Genomic DNA, 24,877 nt, shown 5'->3' on the forward strand with positions numbered 1-24,877 from the left:
CTTGGCGAAGAAGGCCGCTGCCTTTTTTAATATCTCTCGCTCCATCTTCAATTGCTTATTTTCTTTGCGAAGGCGCCTGAGTTCTGCTTGCATCGCTGTCATGTTGCCTGATGATGTGAGATCACCTGTTGGTTGCTCAGCTTCTTTCTTCCATCTACCAAGCAGGTTTGCATTTATTCCGAGATTCCTGGCTGCTTCGGCAATGGAATAGCCTTGTTCGGTGATGAGCTTGACCGCCTCATCTTTGAATTCCTCGCTATAGTTTCGTCTGGTTCTTTTGCTCATGGATAACCTCCCTTAAGAATTGATATTTCACTCTTAAGAAAGTGTCCATTAAATTCCTACCACATCACGTGTCTACTGATTAACGTTCGTATTAATATAATGTTGCCTCGCTGATACCTTCCTCTTTGGCCAATTGGCTGATCGACCGGTTGTACGGTGGCATCATCTTTTCCAGCACCGCCTCTTTCCGTTTTGGTGAATATCTTATGCATGAACCTCCTGCCCCCTCTTGTAACGGGTTTCAGTTCATGCAGCAACTTCCCTGACACTGGGGGGTAGGTAAAATGTGGATATTTAATATATTAACCAGGAACATAATTGCCGAACATAGATGCCAAACTTATGCATTTTTCATGCACCTCGTACTACCAGTATAACGCGGACAATCTCCTTGTCACCGTTGAAGACTCTGAGGGTTATGTAACCGGCTACGGCTATGACACCATCGGCCGCATGGTGTACAAGCAAGAAGAACAATTACCCCATCAAGGTAAAGGCCATGGCCAAGGCGACGGGAAACATCAAGGCAAGCATAAAAACATGGCGAAAAAGGTGAAGAGTACCGACTATATCTATGACGGCCTGGAAGTCCTCCAGGAGATCACCGGTTCCGGGAGCCAGAAGGTCTCCACCTATCACCGTGCCGTGGGCAGGATTGTCAGCCGCCAGGACTACACCACAGGCGATTCAGGTCAGCACCATATCAATCGGCCCAGGGGGCAAAGACTTTATTACGCCTACGACGGCCTCGCTATTTTTCAGGATATGCTGGCTACAATAACCGCAATATACTCCATTGGTGAGTTGGGTGTTGTCGTAGGAATTGCCAAGCATAGTTCTTCGACATTTTATGTTGCGTCTTTTGGGTCAGAAATGCTTGTTCTGTGTTTGTTTTCTGTGCAAAATTTTTGCTTGACTCGTTGCTCAATGAAGAGTTGTCCGGTGCAACGCCGGACTGGAATTTTACGTATCTGTTACCTCCCCAGGATATCAAGCAGAAATACTGTAGAAAAAAAGTTTAAATCCCTTCCTTCCTGACTGATCTTTCTCTCCGGTTTTCTCATTTATCGTATTACCGATAAAATTTCAGGTTGACAACTTGGTTCAACCAATGAACTATGTGGTTTAAACGTGCATATGAACGTATCACGCAGTGGGAGTAGAGTGTCTTGTGCTGTGATGCGTTGAATATGGTAACCATTGGAGAGTATAGATGAAAACAATGAAAATAGTTGTTGTCGGCGGCTCCGCTGCCGGTGCGAAGGCAGCGGCCAAGGCCCGCCGCCTTGATCAGTCGGCCCAGATCACCATAATCCAGAAAGATCCCGATCTTTCCATGGCCAGTTGCGGCTATCCATATTATGTCGGGGGAACTTTCGACAATCGGAACGCGCTTCTGGCAACACCAACCGGTGTGGTACGAGATCCCGGCTTTTTCCAGAAAACCAAAGATATTAAAGCGTTGGTCCAGACAGAATGTGTGGCGGTCAATCGGGAAGCCAGGCAGGTTGAATGCAGGGACCTGCAGAGCGGTGAAAAATTCTTTGTGGAATATGACAAGCTGATACTCTGCATGGGGGGCAAACCGAAAAGAATTCCCGTACCGGGAACTGAGCTAGAAGGCGTCACCCACCTGTTGTCCATGGCGGATACCGATTATCTCCACCGGGCCGCCTCCTCCAAAGAGGTGCAGCATGCGGTAGTCATTGGCGGTGGGTTGATCGGCGTTGAGGCCTGTGAAGCTTTGGTGAGCCGCGGGATAAAGGTAACTCTTGTCGAGATGGAGAGTCAGATCCTGACGATGCTCGACTGGCAGATGGCAAAGCTGGTGGAAAACCATATGAAATCCAAAGGGGTCGATGTCAGGGTCGGAACCAGGCTCGAGACGTTGACCGGAGAGGGCGGCAGGCTCTCTTCCGTCACGCTGGGAGACGGCACCGTCATCCCCTGTGAACTGGCAGTTCTGGCAACCGGGGTTGAGCCGATAACCGAACCCGCAGCAGGGGCGGGGCTTGCAATCGGTGAGCTTGGCGGCATCGCGGTAAACGAGTATATGCAGACCTCCGATGAGCATATATATGCGGCGGGAGACTGTGTGGAGTGTGTCAACATGATCACCGGAAACAAGGTCCTGGCGCCGATGGGGGATCTGGCTAACCTGCAGGGAAGAGTGGCCGGGGAGAATGTTGCCATGGGCAACAGCGTGACTTTTTCCGGCACGACCCAGACCGCGATCTGTAAAGTCTTCGATTTTGGCGCAGGCGTTACCGGACTCACCGAAAAACAGGCGAAAAAAGCATCAGTTGCCGCCTATGAGACGGTGGTCAACGCAAGCCCTGACAAGCCGGGATTCATGGGCGCGGGTCTTTTGATCAGCAAAATGGTGGTGAATAGTGACAATGACAAAATTCTCGGTTGCCAATGTGTCGGCAGCGGGGACGTCAGCAGACAGCTTGCGACCATGGCGATGGCGGTGAGGGCGGGGATGACGGTAACCGATCTGGCCACCGCGGATCTGCCGTACGCTCCCCCCTATTCCCTGGCAATCGATCACAGTATCGCCACCGCCCATATTATGGGCAATAAGCTCAAGGGCAGATTCAAGTCGATATCCGCAGAAGAGGTCTGGCAGAGGATCCAGGACGGCAACCCTCCTTTCTTTCTCGACGGCAGGGGGCCTGATGAATATGAGGTACTTCGTCTCGGGATAGGGGAAAAGTATATTCCTCTTGGTATGCTGAGAAACAAGCTCGATGAGCTTCCCCGGGACAAGGGTGCCGAAATTGTATGTTTTTGCAAGATTTCACTCAGGGGGTATGAAACGGCGCTTATCCTGGAAGCGAACGGGTGGACCAACGTAAAGGTTATGGAGGGTGGAATAATGGCCTGGCCATTTGCCCGGGAAGCGTAACGATCGGCCCGGGGATTATCATCCTTTTTCCTTGGAAAAACCAATGTACGAAGTCGCAAAAGGTTCCATCTCTGCTCTTGGAGGAGCCTTTTGCTGGTTTTTCAGCAAATTTTTTTGATAGGGTGTCTCTGAGTGGTAGTGTATCTTGCTGGGTACGGACGGTAAATTGTTCTTTCAGCTTGAGGAGGAGGGTATGTATATCGACGGTAGTTGGATTGAGGCAGCGGGAAGAAAGAGTTTTCCTTCAATAAACCCTGCATCCGGGCAGCAGCTGGGGACCGTTGCCGACGGCGGCGAAACCGACGCCGTGCATGCGGTCGATGCGGCCGACAGGGCTTTTGTCTCCTGGAGCAGGACGACCGCGTACCAGCGGGCGGATTTTCTGTATAGAGCTTATTCGATCATGATGGCAGAGCTGGAAAGCCTTGCGTCGGTGATGGTTGAAGAACAGGGGAAACCGCTGCGCGCGGCGAGAAATGAAGTGAAATACGCGGCGGATTTTCTGCTCTGGTTTGCCGAGGAGGCCAAGAGGGTTTACGGCCGCACCATTCCCTCCGCCAGGCCTGACCAGAGGTTTATCGTCGATCGTCGGCCGATAGGCGTTGTGGGTGCCATAACCCCCTGGAACTATCCGATTTCCATGATCACCCGTAAGGTCGCACCAGCCGTAGCCGCCGGTTGTACGGTGGTGGTGAAACCGGCGGAGGCCACTCCCCTGTGCGCCCAGGCGGTTTTCAGGGTGTTTGCAAAGGCCGGCTTTCCGGCAGGCGTGGTCAACCTGGTGACGGCGCTGGACCCGGAGCCGGTCGGCAAGGTTCTGGTCGAAGACAGCCGTGTCAAGAAAATCACCTTTACCGGATCGACCGAGGTGGGCAGGCGTCTGTACAGCAGGGCCGCCCTCGGGATAAAACGGGTTTCCCTGGAGCTGGGCGGACATGCACCCTTTATTGTCTGCGGCGATGCGGACCCAGTTCACGCCGCCAAGGGGTTGGTTTTGGTCAAGTATCTCAACACCGGGCAGGCATGTATCAGCCCCAACAGGATCTACGTTCAGCAAGAGATGATCGGGCCGTTTGTCGCCGAACTTGAAAAACGGGTCGGCTCCATGCGGGCTGGGTCAGGGTTTGACGAAGGAGTTAGCATCGGGCCTCTGGTCAATGAAAAGGCCCTTGAAAAAGTTAAAAGCCAGGTCGATGACGCGGTTGCCAAAGGAGCTTCTGTGATCTGTGGCGGCAGCCGTATCATGGAAAAGGGGCTGGATCGGGGGTTTTTCTACGCCCCGACCGTGTTGCTGAACGTTACTGCTGAAATGAAGATCTACTCGGAGGAGACATTTGGTCCTGTCGCGCCGGTAATAGTGTATGACAAAGAAGAAGATCTCCTTGAAATGGCAAACGATACCAGCTACGGTCTTGCCGCCTACGTATATACCAATAACCTGAAAAAGGCGTTTGCGATGTTTGAGGGGCTGCGTTTTGGGATTATCGGCATAAACGATATAAATCCGACATCGGCAGCGGCTCCTTTTGGTGGAATGAAAGAAAGCGGTGTAGGGCGTGAAGGAGCCATGGAAGGCATAGAAGAGTATCTGGAGACGAAGCTGGGTGGTTTCTCAATCTGACAGTTTTCTCTTCCCGACGAAAGGCCTGCCGTTTGTCTGGGGCTTGGGGGCAAGGAGTATCTGGACAATTTGGGCGAGATCCTCGACCTGTCGTGAATCCGGGTGAGTGGCCGGATAAAATGTGCGGCATGGACCGGGATGCTCCATGCGGCCACGGTTCTTTAGAAAAGTTGCGCCCGCAGGCTCTTGGCTACGCGGATCTGTTTTTCAACCGGTGGTAGAGGCGGGCGAGTTTGGCCGGGGAAACACCCGCCATATACCCGAGTACCACCAGCTGGTTTATCAGCGTGGTCCTGACGAGACCGAGCCTTTGCCAGCGGCGGTGAGAGGTTATCGCTTTTTCCGGAACTATTTTTATCTTGCCGTATTCTCTTATTTTCCTGACAAAAATAAAATCTTCCATGATCTCGGTCTGCGGAAATCCGCCGGCCCGGAAAAATCTTGTCCTGGTGGTAAACAGTGCCTGGTCCCCGTATGGAAGCTGGAGCCAGCGCGAGCGGAGGTTGGCAGCCCCGGCGATAACAGCAAGTCCTGGGGCCGTCGTCGCAAAGGCCAGGGAAAAAGCGCCGAGCGCGATGGCGGGATCGGCGAGGGTCCGCTCTACCAGGGATTGAAAGTCTTCCGGCAGCAGGGTGTCGGCGTGGAGAAAAAGCAGCAAGGGCGAGGTCGCCTCCAGGGCTCCGCGATTCATCTGCTGCCCCCTGCCGGGCGGGCCGGTGATTACTTTTACTCCGGCGTCACTGCTGATTGCCACGCTTCTGTCGCTGCTGCCGCCGTCCGATACAATGACCTCAACGCCGCTTTTTCCAAGCGAGGCAAGGGTGGTGGGAAGATATTCCTGCTCATTGAGGGTGGGAATAATAACGGATAGTGTTGTTTTCACAGCAGTCCCTGTTGGCGGGCAAAGTCGAGGTCGCCTGTTGTGTCGACGTCCCGGAGCATTTCCAGGGAACAGATGGCAAACCCTGCCCGGACAAGTCTTTCGGTGGTGCGCGCGTATAGCTCTCCGGTTGACCACTTCATATCTGCAAAGAGCAGGGGGTAGAGCGCGTCTTTGTCGTGGGCGCAAAACCCCAGGAGGTAGTAGCCGCCATCGGCGGCAGGTCCTATAACCACAGTGTTGTTTTCTACTTTTCCAAGGGCCTCCAGTAGGATAGCGTGGGTGACTGCGGGGATGTCCGAGCCGACGAGCACGGCACATTCTGCACCGGATTGAAAGCTTGCTTCAAAGCCGTATTGCATCTTCCGGCCAAGGTCATGGCCCTGCTGCCTGATGAACAGATGAGGGCCGAGCCACTTGCGCATCCTGCGTTCACTTCCACCGCTGAAATGGATTGCCGGCGGGAGCTGGAGCCGCGATCTGCATTTTGCTGCCTCGGCGACGATTCTCTCGGTCATCCGCTGTTGCAGTTGTGCTGCCTGTCGCTTGCCAATTGCCGGAATAAGCCGTGTTTTGGTGGTGCCGGGTTCGGGATAGCGGGTGAATATGATCAGCTGTGCTTTTTTCTTATGATCAGAGCAGGTCATGACGGCGATGAAATAAACGGATCAAACAAGCTTTTTATAAAATCAAGCTGCATATACTCCTGCAGTTTTTGCCAGGTCGTCTCGTTGCGGATTCCTGCAAAGCCGGTCTGGTAAGCGGCCCAGGCCATGGCCGACCAGGAAATGCCGCGCAGGTAGACAAAGGGGTCCTTGAGTTTCATCCGGTCCTCGAGGCTGTCCCGGAGGTGGGGGCACCCAATATGATTTTTGTACTGCTTTATAAACTCCCTGCGGTCTGTCGCTGTCATCCGGTAATCGCTTTTCCACAGGGTGGTAAGGGCAGAGCAGAAGTGGCACAGGTCGGTTGACGGGTCGCCCCATCTCGCCATCTCCCAGTCGATCAGGTGGGTGGTGCGTCGCTTGCGGTTGACGATGAAGTTATTCGAGTTGACTTCACTGTTGACGATACAGAAAAACGGTGCCCGGTGGAAATAGGACTCCTTTTTCCTGGCTGTGTCTGCCCAGTCGAGAACCTCTTTGAGATAACTGCTGATGGAGTCGTCGGCAAGCGGCGAGTTACAGTAATCATCAACAAGCCGGGCGCACTCTTTAAAAATGAGCGTAAGCGGTCGGTCTTCCCTGATAAGGTGATTGTGTCGATCGGTAATTTCCAGGCTGTGGATGGCAGCGAAGGTCCTTGCCGCGCCCAACAGGTCGAGATTATAGTCAAGATGGGCGCCTTCGAGAAACTCCATGATACCAATCCCCCTGTCGATGATCTCGCGGCTGTCGTCTACGTGGTAAGGCTTTGGTGTCACCCCGCTTTTCTCAAGGAGCCTGAGGGTGTTGAATTCGTACACGATCTGGTCGTCCCTGCCTATCTGGGTGCCCATATTGATCCTGAAGACCAGTTTGGTGGTTGCTGTTGTAACGAGATAGTTGAGGTTGTATTCACCTCTTGCAAGGGGGATGACCTCTGCCTCGCGGCCCCCCAGCCCCTCCACGTGGGACATATCCTGTGTCTTCAGGTAGCGGGCGACTTCTGTCTGGTACCGCTGGAAGGGGTCGGATGGGGATCGGGGGTGCATGTTGATTGCCAAGATCAGAAGAAGTGAATGTTTTCCGGATCAATGGTGAGCCAGACCCGGTCGCCCCGGCGACAGCCGGTGCGGGTGGTCAGTACCGTCAGCTGCTCTGCTCCCAGTGTAACCGTAACCCGCGTCAGGGCCCCTTCAAAACTGACCGAGGTGACAGTTGCGGCGATGGAGTTGTCTTCTCTTGTAAGAGAAATTGTAATGTCTTCAGGTCGTACGACGCCGCTTGCCCTGTCCTGGTTGCGGTGGACAAGCGGCAGTTTCAGCGCGTTCCAGCAGAACATGTTTCTCCTGACAGCACCCGTGAGAAAATTGGTGTTGCCGAAAAAACCTGCCACTTCGGCGGTTGCGGGCCGGTAGAACAGCTGGTGGGGTGTTCCTGCCTGTTGAACCCTGCCGTCAAGCAGGACGCCGATCCTGTCACTGATGGTGAGCGCTTCCGCCTGGTCGTGGGTGACAAACAGCATTGTTATGTTTGTCTTGCGCTGGACCTTTTTTATCAGATCGCGCATCTTCAGGCGCAGCCCGGGGTCGAGGCTGCTCAAGGGTTCGTCGAGAAGCAGTAGCGACGGGGCGAGCACCAGCCCCCTTGCAAGGGCCACCCGCTGCTGCTGTCCGCCGCTGAGCTGGTGGACCTTGCGCCGCTCAAATCCCTCCAGCTCCATGAGTTTGAGCACATCTGCAATTTTTTCCTGGATCTTTTTTTGCTCCATTCCGGCCATTTTAAGGCCGAAGGCGATATTCTGGAAAACGTTGAGAAAGGGAAAAAGCAGGGGCTTCTGGAAAATGAGCACGGTGTCCCGCTTGTCCGCACTGGTAACCGTGACTTCCCGGCCGTTTATAAATATCTGTCCTTGATCGGGAAAGTGCAGCCCGGCAATGGTCTTTAAAAGCGATGTCTTGCCGACTCCGCTCGGCCCGACAAGAGAAAAAAATTCGCCGTCGTCAACCGTGAGGTTGAGGCCTGTTACTATGGTCTCCGTTCTGTACCTGATCGTCAGGTCGCGTAATTCGAGCTTTCCCATCAGTGCATTCCCTTGAGGCTCTGGTGCCCGAGGCTTTTGGTGGTGGCTATAAGGGCCAGAAAGGCGGGCAGGATGAAAATCAAGCAGACGGCACCGGCGATGGGCCGGTCTCCGGAGTCCATGAGTGAGAAGAGCAGGATGGGGAGGGTAAGCATTTTCCCGCCGCCGATTATCAGGGTGCTGAGATATTGTGACCAGGAGAGTAAGAAAGAGAACAGGGCGGCAACCACCACCCCCGGCAAAACCATCGGCAGCATGATCTTGAAGACAACGTGGCTCGGTGAGGCTCCAAGGGAGCGGGCCTGGTCTTCAAAATCGGGGTCATAATCGCTGAATACACCCCAGAAGACAAAAATCGTATAGGGAAGGCAGAACGTGAGATGGATGAGAACAACACCCGCAAACGTCTCGACCAGTTCCAGCCGGATAAACCAGAGATGCAGGCCCATGGTCACGGAAAGCGGGGGCACGATCACCGGAAGCATGAGCAGGAGCGAAGCCAGTTTTTTGCCCGGAAAATCATAAAGCCCAAGTGCTCTTCCCGCAGGCAGGCCGAAGACCAGGGAGATGAGGGTGGTAACTAGCGCCAGGGTGAAACTTTCATATATCCCCGCGGCTATCTGTCCCCTTGCGGTATCAAGGACATACATCCAGCCGCGGATACCGAACTCCTGGGGCAGCAGGGCGGGGTAGTGGTACCTGGTGCTGAAAGACCAGAGGATAAGGGGCAGAAAGGGAATGATGACCGCAAAAACGATCGACGCGACGAACGGAAAATGACGGATTTTCATGACCGCGCCTCCCGGTTTCTTGAATAATTCAGAAGCAGCTGGGAAAAAAACAGGGAGATGATAACCGTGGCGGCGATGATAATCCCGATGGCTATGCCGGCCGGCCTGGCGGCAAGGTCGATATCGCTGAAATTCTTGTACGACCATACCGGCATGGTCAGGGGAAAGGTGCGTCCAAGCAGGTAAGGGACCTCAAAGGCACCGAAGGTAAAAGCAAAAACGATAAAGCAACCGCTACCAAGACTTGGCGCGATGGTGGGCAGAATGATATGGCGAAACCGCTGCATCGGTGTTGCTCCCAGGCTGGCACCGGCTTCAAGCAATTCCGTCTCCATCGATTTAAGAACGGTCAGCACCATAAAGGTGATAAACGGAACTTCTTTCCAGATATAAACCGTGAGTATGGATATTCCGAACGGGTCGTTAACGAGAAGCGGAAAGGCGGCGGGGGAACTGATTATACCCGCACGGCAGAGAAGCCTGGAAAACAGGCCTGACGGCGTAAGAAGCATAAACATAGAGATGGCGACAACGAGATGGGGGACCGTCAGGGGAATTTGCAGGATAAAGTGGAGAAGGCGGTTTTGGGCAGCCTTGAAGTGCATGAAAAGGGCGGTGGCAACGCTTAGCAGGGCAGCAATGGCCGTGGATGTGGCGGAGATGTAGAAGGTGAGCGCCAGACTCTTGAAAAAATAGGGGTCCGCACCAACCGCAGCAAAATATTCAAAGCTCAGCGAAACAAGACCGTCCTGCGGCCGGTACCCCAGTGCCTGGAGTAAACCGAGCAGCAACCCGCCGCCGAAAAGAACGGAGATGATCGCCACCGCAGGGCCAAGCAGCAGCAACAGCCTGGGCGTCGTCGTCCGTCGATGTTTCTCGCCTTGTGCCGCTGCGTGCATGGTTACCGGCGTTATCTGCTTTTCAGGACCTGGTTTTCCCATCCTTTTTCCAGGTAGACGAGGATATCGGACGGCGGTTCCGGCAGCTGATGACTCTGCAGCTGCTGGTCATCCAGCGTCGCAACACCTCTGGGGCGGGTGTTGAATTTTTCCTGCCATTCGACAGGCAGCCTGGTGGTGCTTACTACCGGAAAATCTCCCCAGACATCGGGCTCGGCTTTTTTGTACTGCGCTTCGGGGGAAAGAAGAAAATTGGCTACGACCATTGCGCCTTCCTTGTTTTCCGCGTTGAACGGGATGGCGACAAAGTGGGTGTTGGCAATGGTGCCTTCGTCAAAAACATAGGTCCGCACGGTGTCGGGAAAAATTCCGTCGAGGATATTTCGCGTGGCTTCTCCCTGGTGGTAGCTGAAAGAGAAGTCTATTTCGTTATCAACAAAGAGCGAATTCAGCCTGACCGGCGAGTCGGGGTAGGTTGATCCCTCCCGCCAGAGAAACGGTTTGAGGTCGTTGAGTATGGCGTAGGTGGAGTCGGCGCTTTCTTTCAGCTCAGCCTCGTTGTACCCTTGCTGCCACTTTTCGGGGGCGCCTGTATGGTAGAAAAAATGGCGGACAAACGCCGAACCGGTGAAGTCTGGCGGTGCCGGATAGCTGAACCGTCCCGGATGTTTTATTATCCACCGGATCAGGTCGGCGATGGTGGTGGGTGGATCGGGGGTACGCGCGGAATCGTAGATCATGACGAACTGGGCGCTGCCCCATGGGGACTCCATCCCCGCAACGGGGGTGCCGAAGTCGTTTTCCACGGCGGGATTGTGCCAGTCGACAAAGCGCTGGTTTGGCAAAACGTCGGCAAACGGGCCGAAAAGCAGGTTCTCTCGTTTGCAGGTCCGGAAATTTTCACCGTTGATCCACATCAGGTCGACACTGCCGCCGCTGTTTTTTCCTGCCGCTTTCTCCACCATCAGCTTGGATACGATTTCGGCGATATCTTTTACCGGAACCTGCCGCAAATTTATATTGAACCGGTTTTTGAGCTCTCTTGCCAGGTATCCGTTGACATATCTGTTCACCGCCGGAGAACCTCCCCACATATACCAGTTGACAGTCTGGCCGGAACTGTCGGCAACCGCGCTGTCCCAGTCAGGGATCTCATCTTCTGCCGGACAGAGTTGCGGCAGGTTGCAAACAAGAAAAATCAGAACAGCAATTGTGAGGTAATTGAACCCTGAAAAGTTGACGTTCATGGTCGGAGGTGTTTGGTGAAATATTGGGGTGATTTTGCCGAAACAATAAAAAATGCAGCGGCTGCGGTTTTGCGTCAACGATCCATTGTAATCGTATCTGTAATTATTAAAAGAAGATTTTTGTCGGGCTTGCCGTCGGCCAAGGAGATGTGTTGCGAGCCCGGACCTTGTGGGCGGGACAGGCTCGCGGCAACGATTTCGATCAGTCCTGCGGCAGGGTTGGCGGCAGGGTCAGCTGCAGTGCTTCCCCGTTGTGGCTGAAGTTGGCCTTGAGGTGGGCTGCAAGGGTTTTCTCCCGGTGGTTGGGGAAAGAATTTAAGTTGACCTGCTCGTTTCTGTGATGTGCTGTAAAACTTACGGTAATGTCGGAGCCTTCAGGCTTTGCCGCAATCGAGATCTCGCCTTCGGTGCCAACGGTTTCATACAGGCGCCTGAGAACCATGTACAGCAGGGAGACGAGGCAGAGCAGGTCACTTTCGATTTCTGCCGTGGACAGATCCCCGGTCGAAACGGACAGTTTTTTCATAGCCGCCTGGCGATTGGCAAGGGCGACAACCAGCTGTATGGTGCCTGCAATATCCGTCCGCGCGCGGGGGGCATCGCCGCAGTGGGCGAGCTTGTTGAACCATTTCATTATCTGGTTGGCGCGGCTGACCTGTTTCATGATTGCCGCAGCCGTAGTGGTGATACGCTCGGCGGGAATGCCTTCGTCCGGGGCAGCCATCAGCGAGAGATCCTCAAGGAGTCCCGCGCTCTCGTTTATAATGGCCAGTATGTTCATGATTTCATGGGAGATGGATGCGGAGGCCGCGGACGTCGCCTCGATGCATAATCTGTTGACGCGGCAATGTTCGTCGTGACTGGTTGAGTCTGTAGGATTGTTCATGTAATTGTCCTGTCTTCAGTCGATTAGGAGTCTTTCTTGCTGCCCAGGCAGATGTCGCTGATTTTTTCGATGAGCAGGTTGAGGTCCACCGGTTTCATAATATAATCCGAAGCGCCCAACTCCATTCCTTCCCTGCCCATTTCAAAGGAGCCGTGGCCGGTGATGATAATGACCTTGAGCTCCGGATGTTCCTCCCGTAGCATTGCCAGCACCTCCAGCCCGTCAAGATCGGGCATTTTCAGGTCCAGCAACACGATATCCGGCTGTTCCTTGGCAACGGCGCTCAGCGTCTGCTGTCCCGAGTTGACAACGGTCGTCGAAAAATTACGCAGATTCAGACGAGTGGCCAGGGTTGAAGCAAACTCGACTTCATCGTCGGCTATCAAAACTTTTATCTTGTCATTGTCGTCGATCATTTTGGGCCTCGTTATGGATTGGTAAGGTTATGGTAAAAGCAGTACCTGTGCCGACATGGGAGCGGACGGTGATGTCCCCGCCCAGTCGCTTGATTAAGCCGTAGGTGATTGAAAGTCCAAGGCCTGTGCCTTTTCCGGTTTCCTTGGTGGTGTAAAACGGCTCGAAAATATGGGGCAGCACTTCCTCTGGGATACCCGGGCCGTCGTCTTGTATGACCACCCTGATATCTCCGGCAATTTTGTGGGTTATAATGTTTATTACCCCGTCCTTGCCGATCGCATCAATAGCGTTGTTGATGATGTTGAGAAAAATTTGCTGCAGCTGCATCCGGTCGCTCATGATCCGCGGAAGGTCGTCCTGCAGTTGCAAATCCACCTTTATGCGGCTGTACAATAAAGCGTTATCGAGAAACTGGAGCACCTCGCTGACTATAGTGTTTATCCGCAACCACTCGGATGCTATATCCGTTCTCCTGGCAAAGCCCAGCAGCCTGTGGGTTATGATCTTGCACCGTTCAACGCTTTGATTGATGACTTTCACGCTGTTGTTGATCATCGCCTTGTGCTCGAACTCTCCCGACATCTGCAGGAGGTCGTCGATGAGTCCGGTCTTCTGGTCGATAATGGCCAGGGGGTTGTTTATTTCGTGACCCACCCCTGCTGCAAGCCGCCCTATGGATGCAAGTTTGTCCGTGTGCTCCGCTTCCTTGAGCATGGCAATCTGCAGGTCGTCCACCTTGCTGATGAGACCCGTCAGCAGACTCACCAGCAAACAGATGACCAGAACGCTCAGCACGATACAGGCCATGACGATCAGCGACAGCTTGTCCTGGAAGTTTTTCCAGTCCGCCTGGTGGATGAACCGTTTCTTGATCAGCACCAGCGCCCAGGGGGTGTCTTCGATTTGGAGGATTGCCCGAAAAATATATTCACCTTCGAGGGAAATATCGTGCTGGATTCCGTAGAAGCTTGGCGCTGAAAATTGCGACAGGGTGTCGCCGTAATAAGCTGAAGAAGTCTGCAGCACCCCCTGGTTGTTGATGAGAAACAGATCGTCGGAGGCGTTGGTCTTGATGGTGTTGACAAATTGCTGCAGGGTAGAGGCGTCGATGGTGGCTCGGAGTGTCCACACCTGCCTGGTTTTGGGATCGTAGTTGCTGACCGCGATGGCGAAATGAGGGACCTGTCTGTATCCGGTATATACCTCGCTGATGTAGACGCCCCGGTCGGACACTTCGCCGAACCATTTCTCTTCTTGGTAGTTGGCACCCTGAAGCTCGTAGGGGCCGACATAGGCCTGCTGGATGCCTGTTTCGTCGATGACGCCCAGATCGGCAAAAAACGGATATTGCTGTTTGAGTCGCAAAAAGAGGTTCTCGAGGCTGTCTCCTTCGATCAGTTCGGTATACCTGTCCCTGCGGGCAGTGAACTGGACCACCGATCTGAGGTTTTTCACCATATGCTTTATCGATTTTACTTTACCGTCAAGCTGCCATTCCAGCTGCTGATCTTCGGCTTTCAGGACGAGATCGCCATAGTTGCGGTAGCCCAGCCCGGCGACGATGAGAACCGGGCCGATGGAGATGGCCAGCATGGTAACTGCGAGAATGGCCCGCAACAATTTGTAGTTGCGTTTCCCCGAACCGGGATCGATAAGGCTTTTCAGTGATTTGGGGAGAAATTTTTCGAAAAATGCGTCTTGTTTTTTCATAGGGTCAAAAGCTGTTCGTCGCCAAAGAGAATGATATCGCCCTGGCTCAGGGTGTTGTCCAGAACCTTTTCCAGAACTTTCTTCCAGCCGCCGATTACCGAATCGCAGACGGCCACCTTTTTCCATACGAGGAAGTTGTAGTGGAGTTCTTCTATGCCTCCACAGACAACGTCGGTAACGTTTTCCTTGACCACCATCTGACACAACTCTTCGTCCGAAGGCCGCTCCATGATAATTGTTTTGGGGTCGCCTTGCACCGTACCGTTTTCAAAATTGACGATGAGGATTTCCGTGGCCAGGTCGAATCGCGGGGCAATGAAGTCTCCCTGGATGGGCATGAGTAGTTTTCTCATGATCTTCCCTCCTAATCAAGCAGTTGGTATTTTTTCATTTTTCTCCAGAGTTTCATCCGTCCCCATCCCAGATCGGCAGCGGTCCTGGTCCTGTTGCCGTCATGTTTTTTCAGGGCGTCGATGATCGTCTGCCGTTCGATATCCCCCCAACTGCTCCTGGCCGAGTCGCTTCTGGTGTTTTTTTTCTCGGGTGTGGCAACAGGCGATGGCGCGGGCGTTTTTGCCCCTGCGTTTATTTCTTCTTTATCTCCCGCCTTTTCCCGGCGGGGTTTTTCGCTCAGGTAGGGGGGGAGCTGCTCCATGGTAATCTTTTTGCGCTTGCAGATATTAGCGCTGTATTCGACTATATTTCTCAGCTCCCGGATGTTTCCCGGATATTGGTAATCAAGCAGCGCCTGCATCGCGGTCGGAGTGAAGCCGACTATCGTTTTGCCAAGGGCGGAGGTGATCTTGTCGAGGAAATGGTCGAGCAGATAGCGGATATCCCCTTCCCGTTCCCGGAGCGGGGGAAGGTGGGTCTGCAGGACGTTGAGACGGTAAAAGAGATCTTCCCGGAACTGGTTGTCCCGTACCTGCTCCTGCAGAGGACGATGGGTGGCGGCGATAATCCTCACGTCGACGCTGGTGCTCTGTTCTCCGCCTACAGGGGTGAATTTGCGGTCGTCGAGCACGGACAGCAGCTTTACCTGCAGCGGTAGAGGCATATCGCCAATCTCGGTGAGAAACAGCGTGCCACGGTCCGCCAGCTTGAACATGCCCGGCTTGTTGCGGGTGGCTCCGGTAAACGCGCCCTTGACGTGGCCGAAGAGTTCCGACTCGAGAAGACCTTCCGGCAGGGCCCCGCAGTTGACCTTGATAAAGGGAAATCTCGCCCGGGGGGATTTCTGGTGGATGACTTCGGCGATTTTGTCCTTGCCGGTTCCTGTCTCTCCGGTTATCAGCACCGATGCATCTGTCTGCGCCAGGAGAGGGATCATCTCAAAAACCTTCTGCATCTTGGTGCTGTAACCTATCAGCTCAAAAGATCGATAATTTTCCGACCTCGTCTCGTCGGTCTCGTTTTTTGCTGACACATCCTCACAGATGATCAGCAGACCACAAGTATCGCCGCCTGTCTCCGTCAGCTGGGAGATGTGGTACTGTATTCGGATTTTACGGCGATAGCAGTTGAGGATATCGCCTGCTACCGATACCGGTTCGCCGCTGTGGAACACCTGCCTGTACAGTTGTCCCCTGTTGTTGCCGGTGTTGGAGCGGATTACCAGTTCTCCGTGGATGTTGCACACCTTTGTTGAAGGGTAGCCGGTCATGGCCTCCATCAGCCGGTTCATGACGATGATCCTGAACGAGCTGTCCAGGATCATCGCCGGGTAAGGTATTGCCTCCAGCAGGGTCGTGGTGTCAGGTTGAAAAGGTAATTTCATTTGTCTGAGGGCTCGGTTGTCAGGCTTTTCTCAAGGTACGGGTATGTAGGAGGTTTCTCGCTGATTTCATGCCCTTAGTTTACCTTAAGTGTCGCCGACAGTCATGTGCCTATTTTTCATGCGCCTTTTTATTTGCCGCTTTAATGGTCGCCGACAGTTTTTCGATGTCCACCGGCTTGTTTAGGTAGGCGAACGCGCCGAGTTCCATGCATTGGCGCATATCCTCGTTGGTGCCGTGCCCGGTCAGGATGATAACTTCTATTTCCGGAGCCAGTTTTTTGGTCTCGCGCAACACGTCGACCCCATGCATTCCAGGCATTTTCAGGTCAAGTACCATGACGTCCGGCCGATCGTCGTCGGTGATAAGATCCAGCGCGTCTTCGCCGTTGAAAACCCCGTAGGTACCTACGTCGCGACTGATCAGTCGCTGGGAGACCGTCTGCACGAACTCCTTTTCGTCGTCGACAAAGAGTACTTTGGATGGCAGCTCAAAGTGCTGTTTCCGATAGATGGATTCGCTGAACCGGCTGGATTTGACCACTTCAACATTTTTTACCCCGTCTGTGTTTTTCGCGATCTCGGTCAGCTCGTCGGCAAGCCTTGTAAAATTAAGAACGGATTTTTCAACTGTGATGGTCACGTCGTGATTTTCGGCGCTTACCTTGAGGTTGTGACCGCTGGCGAGCAGTTGCGCGCAAACCTTTGTTTCCAGCACCATGTCTTTGACCGCTTGCATGGAATGCGCCGTTACCAGGATGGATGTGGTGTGAAACCTTTTCTCTATACTTTGTGCGAGTAGGGACTCGGACCTGTTCTCCACCGGGATGACAAGATCGTACAGGGAGCTGTCGTAAGGCTCTTTGCTCATCAGGAAATCACTCCAGTAGCACGCGGTCAGATCACTTTTTTTGAGGGTTTTCCTGGCCTCCTTTTCGGAGTATTGAAAGGTGGCCATCGCCTGCTCTATTCTCCCCTGCCGGGTGTCGACTATCAGGGTCTTCAGGATGTGGGTCACCCTGGCGGGGATAAGGGTGGTGAGAAATCCGTAGTAGAGGGTGGGGGATGCCTCCACAAGCCTTTTGGCCAGCACCGACTTGAGGACGGCTACGGTTTTTTCTTTTTCCAGCGTGAACTGATTGAAAACGGACGTCTTGCCGTATATGCAGTTCTTCAGTTTTTCCGGGTCAATGTCGTGTTGGGCCGCGGTTTCGGCGATAAGATCTACATCCTGGTAGAGGTTCAGCTCCAGAGATTCGGATAATTTTTTTGCAACTCTATCGGCCGGCGTGAAAGTACAGGGGAATATGGCTATAGATGACATGGCTGCTCCTTTTACAGTGAACTCTATGAAAATGGTATTCTTGTAGTAACTCTGTTTACTTAAATGCACAAATTATGCCGTTTGAAAAAAAGCTGGTTTTGCTTTATAATTTCAGTAGGATGACAGGATTAGTGCTGGGTTTGGTGTTTTTGTATCACAATGCAACAATGTCTCTAACTGTAACTAAATGTATCGTATTGTATGTGGTTGTCCTGTTGTCTGGTAAAATTGGCTTTGCAGGGGGGGTGCTATGGTCGAGAAAGTGTTGCTGGTGGATGATGAGCTCGATTTCCTTGAGTTTTTGTCTGCAAGGCTCCGGTTGCGCGGGGTTGGTGTCGTCGTTGAAAGTTCTTCCCGTGCGGCTGTCTCCGCCTATGACGCCGGGAATTACGATGTGGTTGTGCTCGACGTGGTTATGCCGGCCCCGGATGGCTTTGCGTTGTATAAGAGATTGCGGGCGCTTGATCCTTATCTGCAGGTTATCTTTGTGACCGGGCATGGTGCCGTGAAAGACAGTGTCCGGGCCATGAAGCTCGGGGCTCTGGATTATCTGGAAAAACCTCTGGATATTGATGAAATGTGTGCGAAAATTCGCTTGGCCGGTGCGCGCAGGCAGAAGCTTGTCATGAGGGATTATGAACGGCAGGCGCGGTTGATTGCGGCGCGTAAGCCCTGGTAGTCGGATTCTTTCTTTGCCGTGGCGGTGGTCTGCTTTTGTATCTTTATGTAACAATATGTCTCGTATTGTTATGTTCTGTCTGTTGTTCTCTGTGATGTTTCCTTTCGGCGATGTATTATTTGTTTCATTTTTCTTGCTAACTCTCTGAATTCATTATTGAAATAATTATTGTTCCGTGATGGTATGATTGTTGCTTTGGTTATTGCAGCAACATGTACCGTGTGTAACACATGGTCCTGTCGGAGCTACGCAGAATAATGGGAGCATCCCCATTTTAGATAATGAAATCCAGGAGGAGACAATGAGTGAACAATTGAAGGCCCGGGTGCTGTTGGTCGACGACGAGCAGGATTTTTTAAAAATGCTTTCCGACAGGTTGAAGATGAGAGGACTCAAGGTCAACACCGTGTCAAGCGGTGAAGAAGCGGTAAGCAAGGTGGAGGAGCAGGATTACGATGCGGTGATTCTCGACCTTTCCATGCCGGGTATTGACGGCCTTGAGACCATCAGGCAGATCAAAACCAAGAATCCGGACGCCGAGATAATCATGCTCACGGGGCATGGTTCGATCAAGAGCAGTGTCGAGGCGTTAAAACTCGGTGCCACCGATTATCTGCAGAAACCGGTGGATATAAAGGAATTGCTCGGCAAAATAGGCGAGGCCCATGACAAGAGGATGCTGATTGTCGAAAAAAAATCTCAGCAAGCCCTGGAAGAGATTCTCAAGAGCCGCGGCTGGTAACCATGGAGGGAGCGATGAAAAAGGACGGAAACGCGGTTTTTGAAATAGTCATCCCTCTGGACCAGTACCCACACTTATACGAGCATGAACCCCTTGGCGATGCGGTTGCAAAACTTCTCGGGCAGTGTTCCGACGACGGGTGTCATCTGCATTATGACGAGTTGTTCATACTGGATTCAGAAAATTGTCTGGTGGGGCACCTGTCCATCAGGGATATCCTTATCAGTTTTTTCCCCTCTCTTCTTTCTCAGGGGTCATCCTCTGTTTATGCCGGGAAAAAAGAGCAGCTGACCGACCTCGCTATCCTGCTCGTAGGTACGTCCGACAGGGAGTGCCAGCGGCAGGTTGATCATCGGGTAGGGGATTACATGACCCGCCCCCATCGGGTGGTGGAAGGACGGATACACCCCCTCCAGGCGTTGGAGATTATGATCAAGGACAAGGAAACTACGCTGCCGGTGGTCGATCGGGGCATGCTGCTTGGTGCAGTACGCATGATGGATCTTTTCAGGTATCTCGGCCCCAGATGCACTTTGCCGACAACAGGTGAACAACAGCCAGAATCTTAACAGCAGGTACATGATATTATGAGCGAGTTAACAGTTACCCAAACCCAAGCGCCTGCTGCTGCCAAGGTTGCAGTCAATTATCGGCGTCTGTTTTTTACTTTCCTCGGTATTGCAGTTTTTTCAATCATCTACTGGAGTCCTCCGTGGCCGGATGCGATCGATCCCCTGGGGGAGCATTTCGTCCTGTCAAAAGAGGCCAAGGGGGCGCTTGCGGTGTTTGGCCTGGCGGCGGTCTGGTGGGTTTTTGAGGTGGTACCGATCGGGATCACCAGTATTACAATAGGTGTTCTGCAGGCCCTGTTCTTGATTCGCGACCCGAAGGTTGCCTTCAAGGATTTTATGGATCCATCGGTATTGTTCATTTTCGGTTCCATCGTCATCGGCATGGTGTTTACCAAAACCGGTCTTACCAAGCGGCTGGCCTACAAGATGCTGTCGATAGTGGGTGAGCGGACCAGTATGATCTATCTGGGCTGTTTCGTCATGACCGCGGCGCTCACCCACGTTATGGCCCATACCGCCGTTGCAGCGACGATGTTTCCCCTGCTTATGGCGATCCATTCCCTTTATGCCGACAACGACACCCCGACAAAATTCGGCAAAGGGCTGTTTATCGGCATGGCTTACGTGGCAGGTGCGGGCAGTATAATCACGCTGCTGGGTGCGGCTCGCGGTGCGGTGGCACTCGGGTTTTATAAGGATATCATGAACGTTGATATCAGCTTTTTCGAGTTGACCATGTATATGTTTCCGGTGGGGTGGTTGATGGTTATCCTTCTCTGGGGGTTCATCATGGTGCTGGCGCGGCCGGAAAAAAAGCGTATAGAAGGGCTCAAGGAGCGGGCCGGGAGGATGTATGCGGAATTGGGACGCTGGAACCGGAAGGAGATCCTCACCGTTGTCATTGTCCTTGCGACCATTTTTATCATCGCTTTGAAAAACTTTGTCCCGGCATTATCCTCTCTCAACAAGACCGGGATCATGCTCTGTTCAACCATTGCATTTTTCGTATGCAACATCCTCGACCTGGACGATCTTGAAGAGATCCCCTGGAACATCATCTTGCTCTTTGCCGGCGCCATGTCGATAGGGTTTTGCCTCTGGGAGACCGGAGCGGCAAAATGGATGGCGGTGAATTGGCTGCAACTGTTCAAGGATGCCCCGGGAATCGTTTTTGTCATGGGGATGGCGTTTTTCGTCATGATAATGACCAATTTTATCATGAACGTTGCGGCAATAGCCATATCCCTGCCGGTGGCACTGGTGGTGGCTCCCTATCTGGGCGTTGCCGGCGAGGTTATCCTTTTTTCTTCCCTGGTGGTGGCGGGTATGCCGTTTCTGCTGTTGGTGGGTGCCGCCCCCAACGCCATTGCCTATAATTCAAAGCAGTTCACCACCGGAGAGTTTGTCATGTACGGTATCCCTGCCTCTATCCTTCTGATGGTGGTGACCTGGCTGGCGGTCACTGTGATCTGGCCGTTGATGGGGATGACGACCACCGTGCCGATCGCTTAATTTCACTTAGCATGCGGGAAAATTGGAAATGGTGGTCTCCTAGGAAACCACCATTTCTTTTATCGCGTTTTAGTAGGTAAAAAAAACTGTAATTTTACGTGGAGTAACATGATGAAAACATTTGGTTTTATTGTTTTAGGTATTCTATTGGCCGTGCCCGGATTCAGTTCCGTTGCCATGGCCGCCGCAGCAGGTGTGGAAACGCTGAACCTGACGGCCCATTGGGCAGGGTATGTGGCCCTGGTCGTTTTTGTAATAGCATACGCGTTCGTAATGACCGAAGAAGTAACTCATATGCGCAAGTCAAAACCGGTACTGCTCGCCGCCGGTATCATCTGGGGACTCATCGGCCTCGTCTATGCAATCAACGGGATTGATCATGCGGCTGAAACGGCAATTCGCCACAACATCCTGGAGTACGCCGAACTCTTTTTATTTCTGCTGGTGGCTATGACCTTCATCAATGCCCTCGAAGAGCGGCAGGTGTTCGAGGTGCTCAGGGTCAAATTGGTCAACGCCGGGTTTTCCTATAAAAGTTTATTCTGGATTACCGGGGTGCTGGCATTTTTCATATCACCTATAGCGGACAACCTGACCACCGCTCTGCTGATGTGCGCCGTGGTGATGGCGATCGGCAAGGAGGATACCAAGTTCGTCGGGCTGAGCTGTATCAATATAGTTGTCGCCGCCAATGCCGGAGGAGCGTTCAGCCCGTTCGGCGACATTACCACCCTTATGGTGTGGCAAAAAGGGGTCGTGCAGTTTCAGGAATTCCTGGCGTTGTTTGTTCCGTCGGTCGTAAACTGGCTGGTACCGGCGTTTATCATGAGTTTTGCCATTGCCAATAAGAAACCCGAAGCACAGACGGAGGACTTAAAGCTTAAAAGAGGGGCGTTCGTCATCATGGGGTTGTTTCTCTGGACCATCGCGACAGCGGTATCGTTTCACAACTTTCTGCAGTTGCCGCCGATGGTGGGCATGATGGCGGGTCTTTCGCTGTTGAAAATCTACGGCTATTATCTGAACAGGACCCATGTCAGCCGTTACCAGACCTACGATCCGGAGAAAGCTGAAGAGCGCATCGGCCAGATCCTCGCGTTTGACGTGTTCAAGAAAGTCGCTCGCGCGGAATGGGATACCCTGCTTTTTTTCTACGGTATTATCCTTTGTGTCGGTGGTCTTGGGTTTATGGGCTACCTGGCCCTGGTGTCCAAGGTCATGTACCTTGACTGGGGACCGACGGCGGCCAATGTCACGGTTGGTCTGCTGTCGGCAATTGTTGACAATATTCCAGTGATGTTTGCCGTTTTGACCATGATGCCGGATATGTCCCATGGCCAGTGGCTGCTCGTGACCCTCACCGCAGGGGTAGGCGGCAGCCTTTTGTCAATAGGGTCGGCCGCCGGCGTCGCGCTGATGGGACAGGCCCGGGGTAAGTATACTTTTTTCGGGCATCTCAAGTGGAGCCCGGTGATCGCCTTGGGGTATGCGGCAAGTATCTGGGTCCATTTCCTGGTTAACGGGAAGCTTTTTTAGCCGTTTTACCGCAACACCCTTTCCCGCGTTCCTGACAAGGCATCTCCGGCTGCAGCCGGAGATGCCTTGCTTTTTTTTTATAGGCTTACCTGTAGTAGAGGCTGGAACTGCCCATGGTCAGCAGTGCCTTGTGGAGGTTTCTTCTGAAGTCGCGGCGATCCCAGATGCCTTGGATATGACCGCGTTTAAGAGCATTTCTCGCCGAATGGTAATCGGGGGGGATGTCGGTGCCGGTGGTCTCCCGGATCACCCGTGGCCCGGCGAATCCTATACGGCTGGAGCGAATGGCAAACTGGTACGGCGAACACCCCAGAAACGATGCCAACGGTCCCGCGTAGGAGTTGTTGTCATACACGACCAGGTAGAGTCCGCCTGCGTCGATGTATTCCCTCACGGCCATGGTGCATTTGGGCATCTGGGTGACGCCTAAGGCGCCTTCCTGGATGCGGATGCCACCGGTGGTGTGGACATAGGCGAGCAGCGGTCTTTTCTTACGCTTTGCCAAGTCGCATGCCTGGGCGAATTTTTCACCCTCGGCGCTGCCCACTGTTCCGTTGCGAAAATCTGAATAAAGCATGGTGACGACAATTTTTATGCCATTGATTTTGGCGTGGAAGGTCATGTTGCCTGAGCGCCAGCCGGTCTTGTCTTTCGATCTGTTGAGCCGTTCGGTAAAGCCGGTGTAGTTCAGAGGATTGGTCGATGCGATATCGGTATTGAAATGTTTTATCGACCCCGTGTCGAAAATATTTCTCAGGTACCACTGGTGTTCCAGCGGGAAGTGGTGACCGCATGTTTCGCACACCCCGGCAAATGCCCCGTAAAGATCGGGGACCCACAGATCCTTGCAGCCGTATCTGTCGCTGTTGGGACAGCTGACGGTTCTGTCCGAGTTCGCCAGCGGACTGGTGTAGGTGTCCGTCAGTTCGAGAGGGTCGACGCGGACGGAACTGTTCCCATGGGGACCGGTGGTGCCGGTATAGGTGATCAGTTTCTGGGGTCTGTTCTCTTTTTTTCTTCCCCACAAGGTCCTGATCGCGTCAAACGGTTCTTTTATTCGCCGCAACATGATGGACCCTTCCCCGGAAACGTCGCTTATCACCTTGGAAACCTGGCGCTTGTGGTTCTTCATGACATCATAGCGAAGTGAATAATAGACCTTTTCCGTTTTTATCCTCGCCCTCTGGTAGAAACCTCCTTCATGTTCGGCAATTCCGGTAAAACCGATCCGCCCCATTTCATGATATTTCCTGGAGCGAATCTCCAAGAGCCGCTTTACTTCATCTTTGTTGAGATCCCAGGGAAGTGCCATCTGGAGTTCTTCCTCGTTTGCCGGTTTATGTTTTTTTCGGCGAATCTCGTAGGTGCGCAGCGCGCTGAAACTTTTTACCGAGAGCACCACCTTGTCGGTTGCCCGGACCATCTCCGCCCGTATCTTGCCGAAGAATTGGTAGTCGTCCCTTTTGGCGCCGAGTACCGGTTCGTAGATGATCCTGTCGATGGTTCCCAGGGCGAGATTGTCCTTTGCTGTCAGCTTCAGCCTGTCAGCGCAGACTTCTATCAGTTCCCGGGGAACCTTGAGGCCTTCTTTTATCTTTCCTTCTATGGCGGCAGCGCCTTCGGGGGAAATGACGGAATAGTAGCCGTGGGAAGCCATGATTCTGTAATCGGATAGGCCGATCGCCTCGGCACCGCCGGACCCTCCCTCGGATATCATGGAAATCATCGGCACCCGCAGTTTGGTCATGGCGTAGATGTTTCTGGCAATCTGCTGGGCGGCGCCGGGTCCCTCTTCAACCGGGTAAGAGCCGGGGGTGAAGATATAAAAATGAATCGGAATCCCTTCAGTTTCGGCAACTTTCATATATCGCAGCGCCTTTTCGTTGCCCTGGGGACGGCACGATCCGCCGTTACGGAACTCTTCTCCATGGCCGGTCTCCTGGCCGATTACCATCACTGAGTGGGTATACGGTTTGTTCTTGATCCGTCTGGTGATGGTTGCCTTGGCACAGATCATTGCCGGGTCGACATTGGTGTCGTCTTCTCCGCCGAGTTCGGTGTAGTCCTCGTAGACGTTTTCCAGGATATCCTTGAGGCTGAACCGCTGGGACGACCTGACGATTCTTACCCTTTCCATCGGACTCAGGTGCTCTTCCGCCCGTTCTTCCAGGAAGGTGATCGATTCATCGAGCCTGGCCAGCTCCCGTGTCACTTTTTCCTCGGTATATTCGTAAATATTTCGTCTGAGCTGTTCACAGCTCTGTCTGTAGCCGTCCAGGTTGCCCCAGCTTGTGTAGTCCTTGACCTGCAGCAGATAGGCAATCCGTTCCTCTATTTTAAGAAGCTTTTTGAGTAATTCTTTCATGG

At 53.1% G+C, this 24,877-nt stretch carries 23 protein-coding genes; 8 read left to right on the plus strand and 15 right to left on the minus strand.

The genetic code is table 11. The features are described from left to right. The coding region (locus BLQ17_RS14060; RefSeq protein ID WP_143005512.1) for a transposase at nt 1-285 on the minus strand (285 nt) is incomplete at its 3' end. 318 nt (nt 286-603) lie between these two features. Here BLQ17_RS14060 and BLQ17_RS14065 point away from each other — a divergent pair. The 3 genes from BLQ17_RS14065 to BLQ17_RS14075 all read left to right on the plus strand — a co-directional run bounded on the left by BLQ17_RS14065 (nt 604) and on the right by BLQ17_RS14075 (nt 4,817). Continuing rightward, nucleotides 604-1,323, plus strand: coding sequence for an RHS repeat domain-containing protein (locus BLQ17_RS14065; protein WP_092223926.1), 720 nt, complete (start codon nt 604-606; stop codon nt 1,321-1,323). Between the two features lie 175 nt (nt 1,324-1,498). After that, nucleotides 1,499-3,196: an FAD-dependent oxidoreductase gene (locus BLQ17_RS14070; protein ID WP_092223928.1), complete on the plus strand. Its 1,698-nt coding sequence runs from the start codon at nt 1,499-1,501 to the stop codon at nt 3,194-3,196. A 193-nt stretch (nt 3,197-3,389) separates the two neighbouring features. Then, a complete protein-coding gene (locus BLQ17_RS14075) occupies nt 3,390-4,817 on the plus strand; it encodes an NAD-dependent succinate-semialdehyde dehydrogenase (protein ID WP_092223930.1) in 1,428 nt (475 codons plus the stop codon). 190 nt (nt 4,818-5,007) lie between these two features. Here the strand turns inward: BLQ17_RS14075 and BLQ17_RS14080 are convergent, their stop codons facing one another. The 13 genes from BLQ17_RS14080 to BLQ17_RS14140 all read right to left on the minus strand — a co-directional run bounded on the left by BLQ17_RS14080 (nt 5,008) and on the right by BLQ17_RS14140 (nt 17,469). Then, complete coding sequence (locus tag BLQ17_RS14080) at nt 5,008-5,700, minus strand: TIGR04283 family arsenosugar biosynthesis glycosyltransferase (protein ID WP_092223932.1); 693 nt, start codon at nt 5,698-5,700, stop codon at nt 5,008-5,010. Then, a complete protein-coding gene (locus BLQ17_RS14085; RefSeq protein ID WP_092223934.1) occupies nt 5,697-6,344 on the minus strand; it encodes a TIGR04282 family arsenosugar biosynthesis glycosyltransferase in 648 nt (215 codons plus the stop codon). Before BLQ17_RS14085 ends, BLQ17_RS14080 begins: the two co-directional genes overlap by 4 nt. Beyond that, nucleotides 6,341-7,390 (minus strand): phosphotransferase family protein, encoded by a 1,050-nt coding sequence (locus tag BLQ17_RS14090; protein ID WP_143005513.1) that lies wholly within the window; start codon nt 7,388-7,390, stop codon nt 6,341-6,343. The genes BLQ17_RS14085 and BLQ17_RS14090 overlap by 4 nt, the downstream gene beginning before the upstream one ends. Nucleotides 7,391-7,404: 14 nt before the next feature. Further along, nucleotides 7,405-8,421 carry an ABC transporter ATP-binding protein gene (locus tag BLQ17_RS14095; protein WP_092223938.1) on the minus strand — a complete coding sequence of 339 codons (1,017 nt, stop codon included), beginning with the start codon at nt 8,419-8,421 and terminating at the stop codon, nt 7,405-7,407. After that, entirely contained in the window at nt 8,421-9,212 is a 792-nt protein-coding gene (locus BLQ17_RS14100; RefSeq protein ID WP_176761239.1) for an ABC transporter permease, read from the minus strand. The genes BLQ17_RS14095 and BLQ17_RS14100 overlap by 1 nt, the downstream gene beginning before the upstream one ends. After that, nucleotides 9,209-10,153, minus strand: a complete 945-nt coding sequence (locus BLQ17_RS14105) for an ABC transporter permease (protein ID WP_092223943.1) — start codon at nt 10,151-10,153, stop codon at nt 9,209-9,211. The genes BLQ17_RS14100 and BLQ17_RS14105 overlap by 4 nt, the downstream gene beginning before the upstream one ends. Further along, nucleotides 10,123-11,358: an ABC transporter substrate-binding protein gene (locus BLQ17_RS14110; RefSeq protein WP_092223945.1), complete on the minus strand. Its 1,236-nt coding sequence runs from the start codon at nt 11,356-11,358 to the stop codon at nt 10,123-10,125. Before BLQ17_RS14110 ends, BLQ17_RS14105 begins: the two co-directional genes overlap by 31 nt. Before the next feature lie 202 nt (nt 11,359-11,560). Continuing rightward, nucleotides 11,561-12,244: a hypothetical protein gene (locus BLQ17_RS14115; protein WP_092223947.1), complete on the minus strand. Its 684-nt coding sequence runs from the start codon at nt 12,242-12,244 to the stop codon at nt 11,561-11,563. Between the two features lie 23 nt (nt 12,245-12,267). Continuing rightward, a complete protein-coding gene (locus BLQ17_RS14120) occupies nt 12,268-12,660 on the minus strand; it encodes a response regulator (RefSeq protein WP_092223949.1) in 393 nt (130 codons plus the stop codon). Next, entirely contained in the window at nt 12,644-14,371 is a 1,728-nt protein-coding gene (locus tag BLQ17_RS14125; protein WP_176761240.1) for a sensor histidine kinase, read from the minus strand. Before BLQ17_RS14125 ends, BLQ17_RS14120 begins: the two co-directional genes overlap by 17 nt. After that, nucleotides 14,368-14,724, minus strand: a complete 357-nt coding sequence (locus BLQ17_RS22665) for a hypothetical protein (RefSeq protein ID WP_176761241.1) — start codon at nt 14,722-14,724, stop codon at nt 14,368-14,370. The genes BLQ17_RS14125 and BLQ17_RS22665 overlap by 4 nt, the downstream gene beginning before the upstream one ends. A gap of 11 nt (nt 14,725-14,735) precedes the next feature. After that, nucleotides 14,736-16,148 (minus strand): sigma-54 interaction domain-containing protein, encoded by a 1,413-nt coding sequence (locus BLQ17_RS14135; RefSeq protein WP_092223956.1) that lies wholly within the window; start codon nt 16,146-16,148, stop codon nt 14,736-14,738. A gap of 109 nt (nt 16,149-16,257) precedes the next feature. Beyond that, the gene (locus tag BLQ17_RS14140; protein ID WP_092223958.1) at nt 16,258-17,469 is read right to left on the minus strand and encodes a response regulator; all 1,212 of its coding nucleotides are present in this window, start codon (nt 17,467-17,469) and stop codon (nt 16,258-16,260) included. A gap of 250 nt (nt 17,470-17,719) precedes the next feature. Here BLQ17_RS14140 and BLQ17_RS14145 point away from each other — a divergent pair, with 250 nt between their 5' ends. The 5 genes from BLQ17_RS14145 to nhaD all read left to right on the plus strand — a co-directional run bounded on the left by BLQ17_RS14145 (nt 17,720) and on the right by nhaD (nt 22,510). Continuing rightward, complete coding sequence (locus tag BLQ17_RS14145) at nt 17,720-18,148, plus strand: response regulator (RefSeq protein ID WP_092223960.1); 429 nt, start codon at nt 17,720-17,722, stop codon at nt 18,146-18,148. Between the two features lie 301 nt (nt 18,149-18,449). Then, a complete protein-coding gene (locus BLQ17_RS14150) occupies nt 18,450-18,890 on the plus strand; it encodes a sigma-54-dependent transcriptional regulator (protein WP_092223962.1) in 441 nt (146 codons plus the stop codon). Between the two features lie 14 nt (nt 18,891-18,904). Next, complete coding sequence (locus BLQ17_RS14155; protein ID WP_176761242.1) at nt 18,905-19,459, plus strand: CBS domain-containing protein; 555 nt, start codon at nt 18,905-18,907, stop codon at nt 19,457-19,459. An 18-nt stretch (nt 19,460-19,477) separates the two neighbouring features. Then, nucleotides 19,478-20,974, plus strand: a complete 1,497-nt coding sequence (locus BLQ17_RS14160) for an SLC13 family permease (protein ID WP_092223965.1) — start codon at nt 19,478-19,480, stop codon at nt 20,972-20,974. Nucleotides 20,975-21,082: 108 nt separating this feature from the next. Beyond that, nucleotides 21,083-22,510 (plus strand): sodium:proton antiporter NhaD, encoded by a 1,428-nt coding sequence (gene nhaD, locus BLQ17_RS14165; protein ID WP_218121803.1) that lies wholly within the window; start codon nt 21,083-21,085, stop codon nt 22,508-22,510. Nucleotides 22,511-22,595: 85 nt separating this feature from the next. Here nhaD and BLQ17_RS14170 read toward each other — a convergent pair whose 3' ends face one another. Continuing rightward, nucleotides 22,596-24,875 (minus strand): acetyl-CoA carboxylase carboxyl transferase subunit alpha/beta, encoded by a 2,280-nt coding sequence (locus BLQ17_RS14170; protein WP_092223969.1) that lies wholly within the window; start codon nt 24,873-24,875, stop codon nt 22,596-22,598. Between the last annotated feature and the right edge of the window lie 2 nt (nt 24,876-24,877).

Origin of the sequence: Desulforhopalus singaporensis (genome assembly GCF_900104445.1) — a bacterium.
In the GTDB taxonomy this organism is placed as follows: domain Bacteria; phylum Desulfobacterota; class Desulfobulbia; order Desulfobulbales; family Desulfocapsaceae; genus Desulforhopalus_A; species Desulforhopalus_A singaporensis.

Bases quoted from the DNA above. Each gene is read 5' to 3' on its own strand.
- BLQ17_RS14070 (WP_092223928.1), top strand. From the start codon at position 1,499: ATGAAAACAATGAAAATAGTTGTTGTCGGCGGCTCCGCTGCCGGTGCG.
- BLQ17_RS14100 (WP_176761239.1), bottom strand. From the start codon at position 9,212: ATGAAAATCCGTCATTTTCCGTTCGTCGCGTCGATCGTTTTTGCGGTC.
- BLQ17_RS14135 (WP_092223956.1), bottom strand. From the start codon at position 16,148: ATGAAATTACCTTTTCAACCTGACACCACGACCCTGCTGGAGGCAATA.
- BLQ17_RS14095 (WP_092223938.1), bottom strand. From the start codon at position 8,421: ATGGGAAAGCTCGAATTACGCGACCTGACGATCAGGTACAGAACGGAG.
- BLQ17_RS14150 (WP_092223962.1), top strand. From the start codon at position 18,450: ATGAGTGAACAATTGAAGGCCCGGGTGCTGTTGGTCGACGACGAGCAG.
- BLQ17_RS14105 (WP_092223943.1), bottom strand. From the start codon at position 10,153: ATGGGAAAACCAGGTCCTGAAAAGCAGATAACGCCGGTAACCATGCAC.
- BLQ17_RS14090 (WP_143005513.1), bottom strand. From the start codon at position 7,390: ATGCACCCCCGATCCCCATCCGACCCCTTCCAGCGGTACCAGACAGAA.
- BLQ17_RS14120 (WP_092223949.1), bottom strand. From the start codon at position 12,660: ATGATCGACGACAATGACAAGATAAAAGTTTTGATAGCCGACGATGAA.
- nhaD (WP_218121803.1), top strand. From the start codon at position 21,083: ATGATGAAAACATTTGGTTTTATTGTTTTAGGTATTCTATTGGCCGTG.
- BLQ17_RS14160 (WP_092223965.1), top strand. From the start codon at position 19,478: ATGAGCGAGTTAACAGTTACCCAAACCCAAGCGCCTGCTGCTGCCAAG.
- BLQ17_RS14140 (WP_092223958.1), bottom strand. From the start codon at position 17,469: ATGTCATCTATAGCCATATTCCCCTGTACTTTCACGCCGGCCGATAGA.
- BLQ17_RS14115 (WP_092223947.1), bottom strand. From the start codon at position 12,244: ATGAACAATCCTACAGACTCAACCAGTCACGACGAACATTGCCGCGTC.
- BLQ17_RS14085 (WP_092223934.1), bottom strand. From the start codon at position 6,344: ATGACCTGCTCTGATCATAAGAAAAAAGCACAGCTGATCATATTCACC.
- BLQ17_RS14170 (WP_092223969.1), bottom strand. From the start codon at position 24,875: ATGAAAGAATTACTCAAAAAGCTTCTTAAAATAGAGGAACGGATTGCC.
- BLQ17_RS14110 (WP_092223945.1), bottom strand. From the start codon at position 11,358: ATGAACGTCAACTTTTCAGGGTTCAATTACCTCACAATTGCTGTTCTG.
- BLQ17_RS14075 (WP_092223930.1), top strand. From the start codon at position 3,390: ATGTATATCGACGGTAGTTGGATTGAGGCAGCGGGAAGAAAGAGTTTT.
- BLQ17_RS14125 (WP_176761240.1), bottom strand. From the start codon at position 14,371: ATGAAAAAACAAGACGCATTTTTCGAAAAATTTCTCCCCAAATCACTG.
- BLQ17_RS14155 (WP_176761242.1), top strand. From the start codon at position 18,905: ATGAAAAAGGACGGAAACGCGGTTTTTGAAATAGTCATCCCTCTGGAC.
- BLQ17_RS14145 (WP_092223960.1), top strand. From the start codon at position 17,720: ATGGTCGAGAAAGTGTTGCTGGTGGATGATGAGCTCGATTTCCTTGAG.
- BLQ17_RS22665 (WP_176761241.1), bottom strand. From the start codon at position 14,724: ATGAGAAAACTACTCATGCCCATCCAGGGAGACTTCATTGCCCCGCGA.